Source organism: Desulfobacteraceae bacterium, from assembly GCA_022340425.1.
Taxonomy (GTDB): domain Bacteria; phylum Desulfobacterota; class Desulfobacteria; order Desulfobacterales; family JAABRJ01; genus JAABRJ01.
This window is the reverse complement of the sequence record JAJDNY010000183.1, coordinates 1-4235: the sequence shown is the minus strand read 5'-3', so window position 1 is coordinate 4235 and position 4235 is coordinate 1. Positions and strand designations below refer to the sequence as shown.

The 4235-nt window shown below is 63.0% G+C and carries 4 protein-coding genes; 2 read left to right on the top strand and 2 right to left on the bottom strand.

Annotation, left to right across the window (positions count from 1 at the left end):
- Nucleotides 1-173 precede the first annotated feature (173 nt).
- Both LJE63_16370 and nifU read right to left on the bottom strand, forming a co-directional pair.
- Nucleotides 174-1358, bottom strand: coding sequence for a cysteine desulfurase (locus tag LJE63_16370; GenBank protein MCG6908179.1), 1185 nt, complete (start codon nt 1356-1358; stop codon nt 174-176).
- A gap of 112 nt (nt 1359-1470) precedes the next feature.
- Entirely contained in the window at nt 1471-1992 is a 522-nt protein-coding gene (gene nifU / locus LJE63_16365; GenBank protein ID MCG6908178.1) for a Fe-S cluster assembly scaffold protein NifU, read from the bottom strand.
- Nucleotides 1993-2402: 410 nt separating this feature from the next.
- Between nifU and LJE63_16360 the strand changes: the two genes are divergently transcribed.
- Nucleotides 2403-3434, top strand: coding sequence for a hypothetical protein (locus LJE63_16360; protein ID MCG6908177.1), 1032 nt, complete (start codon nt 2403-2405; stop codon nt 3432-3434).
- A gap of 98 nt (nt 3435-3532) precedes the next feature.
- Nucleotides 3533-4078 (top strand): peptidylprolyl isomerase, encoded by a 546-nt coding sequence (locus LJE63_16355; protein ID MCG6908176.1) that lies wholly within the window; start codon nt 3533-3535, stop codon nt 4076-4078.
- Nucleotides 4079-4235: the final 157 nt, after the last annotated feature.

The window sequence follows — 4235 nt, the reverse complement described above, 5'->3', positions numbered from 1 at the left end:
GGCCAAACCGTCCACAAGCTTCTCAAACAGCATACTTCATAGCGCCAGACCATCGCGGATCACTGGCACACGCGCCAGCCAAAAAAGATGAACCGGTACAAAGTCAAAGGCCGTTTGGGAAGCCCCTGCCGGGGAGGTCCCAAACGGCCTTTTTCAGGTCTGCCCGCCGGGGTTCAGGCGGAGGCGGCCTTGGCGCTTTTCTGGTAAAGGGGGGAGATGTTGCGCAGCGAGGTGACGACCTTTTTGAGGGCCGCCAGGAAGCGCTCCACCTCCTCCGCGGTGTTCTCGACGCCAAATGCGATCACCAGCGTCCCCTGGGCATCGGCATGACTGAGCCCGATGGAGAGCAGCACGTGGGAGGCCCGCAGCGATCCGGTGGCGCACGCCGAGCGGGTCGAGACCGCGAAGTGCTCATCATCCAGCATCAGCACGACACTTTCGCCTTCGATGTACTTGACCGACACCGACAGCAGGTGCGGCAGGCAGTGGGCCAAATTGGTGTTGATGATGTAGTCGTCGATGTAGTTCGGCAGCTCTGCGACCAGCTTGTCGCGCAGGCCGCTCAGGTGCCCGATCCGTTGCTGCATGTCGCGCCGCGCGGCTTCCGCGGCGACGCCGGCCCCGATGATGCCGATCAGGTTCTCAGTCCCGGCCCGTTTGTTGTGCTCCTGAACCCCCCCCTCCAGGAGCGGCCAGATGCGCGTCCCGCGTCGGATGTAAAGCCCGCCAACGCCGGTTGGCCCGTAAAAGGTGTTGGCGGCGAAGCTCAGCAGGTCCACCCCCAATTCCTGGACGTCAACGGGCACGATCCCCACCGAGTCGACGGCGTCGGTGTGAAAGATGATCTTACGGGCTTTCACGATCCGCGCAATCTCCGCGATGGGCTGGCGGGTGCCGGTCTCGTTGTTGCTGTGCATGACCGAAACCAGGATGGTCTTGTCGGTGATGGCCTTGGCGATATCCTCCGGATTGACCCGCCCGGATTCGTCGACCGAAACCGAGGTCACGCGGAACCCCTGGGATTTGAGCCTTTTCACGCTGCGAATGACGGCGTTGTGCTCGATGTTGGAGATGACGATGTGGTCGCCCTTGTCCGCATTGGCCTGGGCCACCCCCTTGATGGCGTGGTTGACGGACTCCGTCCCGCCTGAAGTGAAAACGACCTCTTTGGACTCACCGGCATTGATCAGCGCGGCGGTCGCGCTCCGGGCCTGCTCCAGCGCTTCCAGCGCCTTTTCGCCGGCCGTGTGCTGGCTGGAGGGGTTGTGATACCCCTGACGGATGGCTGCGATCATGGCCTCCTGAACTTCCGGTAGAATCTGGTTCGACGATATGTGATCAAAGTTTATGACGTTCATCGCGCTATCCTTCCTCGCTATCGCTATCGGTCCCCCAAAAACCCGTCCGGTTCGACTGCCGACGCCCCAGAGCCTCGAGCGCCAGGGCGATTTCCGCCGGCCGCAGTCCCGGTCAGTGCTCCTCCTCCAGGCTGTGCTGGCATGCCTCGCAAAAGGTCACGCCCTCCTGGATTTCGATGTCACAGTACGGGCAGTAGCAGTTTTTGCCGTGCGCGTGCTCGTGTTCGTGTTTTTCCCGGGGAATCGGCTCTTCCCGCTTGCGCCCGGCCTTGCGGTCTTCAAAGTCCCGAATGGCCGCCTGCAGGGCGTCGGCCCCGAGGTTTGAGCAGTGCAGCTTGTTTTTGGGGAGCCCTTCAAGGGCTTTGGCGACGTCTTTGTTGGTGATCTGCTTGGCGTCGTCCAGTGATTTGCCTTTGGCGATTTCGGTCAGCATGCTGGAAACCGCGATGGCTGAGCCGCAGCCAAAGGTTTGAAACTTGATGTCCGCTATGTGTTCATCCTGAATCTTGAGGTAGATGGTCATCATGTCCCCGCAAAGGGGGTTGCCGACTTCGCCGACGCCGTCTGCATCCTCGATCACGCCGACGTTGCGCGGATTTCTGAAATGGTCCATGACCGTCTTGGAGTACATCATTTTAACCTCCCAATTTTCAGCGGGTAAATTGCGTTAAATTTTCAGCGAGTAAATTGCGTTGAATGTATCATAAGCACTGATTGCCGCCAGTAAAGCAGCCGCGCCGGATATCGCCGGCGGCCGCCCTTCAGAGGGCCCGGGGTTCCATCGGCGTTCGGCGGCAAGAACGCCGGCCCTTGACACCGACGGCAGGGGTGTGGGGTTTTTGACAGCCGGCCCCGGCGTTTTTGACGTCCCGCGGCGCCGGCACCGCCCGCCGGTTTTCAGGCGGCGTCGAAGCCCGCATCGGGCGGCGGTGGCGCAAACCGTATCGGTCCTGATCGGCATCCCTTTTGCTAGAGTTTCAGGACCGACCCCGACGCCCAACGTACCGGGCCCCCAGGACCTCAGCATCTAGCGGTTTGAAAAACATGCATCTAAAATCCGTCCAGACCGAAAGACCGGCACCCGCAACCGCGGCGCTGGGCCGTGCCGCGGATCCGCCCAGATTCGCCGCTGTTCTCGCAGACCGGCTGGATGCCGGCGCCAGCGCGGCGGGCGGGCCTTCCCGGTGGGTGCCCCTGGGAACCATCAGCGCCGAGCGCCCGACCGTCTCCCACCTGCTGATCCGCCACCCCCGCTACGGCAGGGACTGCTGGCCCATCATCCACGCCGAAGCCAACCAGGACAAGGGTTTCGAGCGTCTGCAAGCCGGCACCAGGATCTGGCTGAACCCGGACACCCGCGAGATCACCTGGGCCGGGGCGGAAGTCGATGCCGCTTGCAGCCGGCCTGGCAATCCGCTAAAAGCGACCCGGCCGGCGTCACACCACCGGACGGCAGCAGCCCGGTCCTCCCCGGAGGCCTGCATTGCCGACGAACTGGTTCAAGCGGTGCGTCCCTACATCGGACGGCCGTATGCCGAGATGAATTGCTACGAACTCGTCGTCCAGGGGCTGAAAAGGATGGGAATCCGGTATCACGGCGCCGACGGCCTGAAATCCAGGCTGCTGGAAATGGCCTTCGCCGACGGGCGGCCGGCCAATGCCTTTTTAAACGGCGAAGGGCTCATCCGGGCCTCCGGGGAAACGGTCTACACGGCCTCCCTCACGCCCATGGCCGCCGCGGCTGAAACCGCCGCTACGGTCTATGCCGCCATGGCGCCCCACCTGGCGGCCGGCCAGCTCCTCTCCTTTTCCACCCCGACCCGCGGTCATACCGGCGTGGTGGCACAGCGCGACCGCCAGTGGACATTCATCAATTCCGGGCGGGTGGATCATCCCGTGGCTGGCGCCGGCACCGCCAAAGGGGTGAGCGAGGAGGTTTTGCAGGCTGAAATCGGCAACTGGCTGCGTCTGGCCCGTCGCCGCGGCGAACCGCTGACGATCACCCTGGGCCAATTCCAGGACCGCAAGCTGGCCCAATTCCATGCCGCAACGCCCCCCGCCGCCCGGGCGGGATAGGCGAGCGCCGGCCGCCGGCGCGGCCGACAGCGAGAGCCCCTGGTGAAACCACGGCTGGAATTTTCACGAAATTCGACTGAAAACGAAAAACGACCGGTATGATTGGCGAAAAAACGGACTACAAAGAGGATCTGGCGCGACTGACGGCGCTGTTTGAAACCAGCCTCGGCTGCTTTAAGTCCGAACTCTACGCCCGGGAGTGCCCCGAAACCGTGTGGAATTTTGTCAACCTGGCCGAGGGCCGCCAGGAAACCATCCGCGGCGGCAATTTCTACGACGGTCTGAACTTCCACCGGGTTATCGGCGGGTTCGTGATCCAGGGGGGCTGCCCCCAGGGCAACGGCCTGGGCGGGCCGGGCTACCGTTTCCGGGATGAGCTCGCACCCGGCCTGAAGCATGACCGCCCGGGGGTGCTGTCCATGGCCAACACCGGGCCCGACAGCAACGGCAGCCAGTTCTTCATCACCCTGGCTGCCGCCCCGCAGCTGGACGGCAGGCACGCGGTCTTTGGCCGGGTGGTCCAGGGGCTGGCGGTGGTCCAGGCCATCGGCGCGGTGGCAACGGGTCCCATGGACCGCCCGCTGGCGGCGGTGACCATCCGCCGGGTGAGGATCCGGCGTCCCACAGACAAAACGTCCTGGTGAAAAACACCCAGCGATGGTCAACGGAATCGTATGATTTTATAGCCAGTTCGGTGAACAAAAAAGATGACGTTGGGCGCCACCCCCGACCGAATCAGCCCCCCTTCGAACGAAAGCAGTTTTCATTTTAAGATACCGAAATAAAATCGGATTTTAAAAT